This is a genomic window from Vibrio sp. 704 (assembly GCF_033339295.1).
Window position 1 is genome coordinate 1 of the sequence record NZ_JAWOUH010001031.1, and the last position, 515, is coordinate 515.

The 515-nt window shown below is 48.3% G+C and carries 1 protein-coding gene; it reads right to left on the reverse strand.

What is annotated here, in order from left to right; all coding sequences use genetic code 11:
- Positions 1-515 (reverse strand): secretin N-terminal domain-containing protein (locus tag R7R24_RS30485; protein ID WP_318120686.1); only part of this gene is annotated, 515 nt, incomplete at both ends.

Genomic DNA, 515 nt, shown 5'->3' on the forward strand with positions numbered 1-515 from the left:
CCAAACCAACCATGACTTGGCCGATTGGCGCACCTGTGTTGCCGTACTGGATCACCGCACCCGTTTCTAGTGACCCCCACTGAACGCCTAGGTTAATACCATCACCTTCGGCCATTTCAACAATCAAGGCTTCAATCAGAACCTGAGCACGGCGAATATCTAATTGAGAAATTACGTCTTGCAAAGCCATCATGATATCTGGCGGCGCAGTCAGAACAAGTGAGTTGGTTGCTTCATGAGCCGCAATCACGACTTCACCGCGTTGTGCACTGGATGCACCTTTTTGACCCGCTTGTTTTTCGGCTTGCAGGTTGTCAGAGACACCTTTCAGTACATCAACTAGGTCTTCTGCTTTTGCATACTTAAGGTAAACCACTCGGTTGTTACCTTTCGTTGCCATTTCTACGTCAAGTTGACGAATCAAACGTTTCAGGCGTGCACGTACTTTCGGATCGCCAGAAATCAGAATCGAGTTCGTACGCTCATCCGCGACGATTTTTGGCTCAAGAAACTCA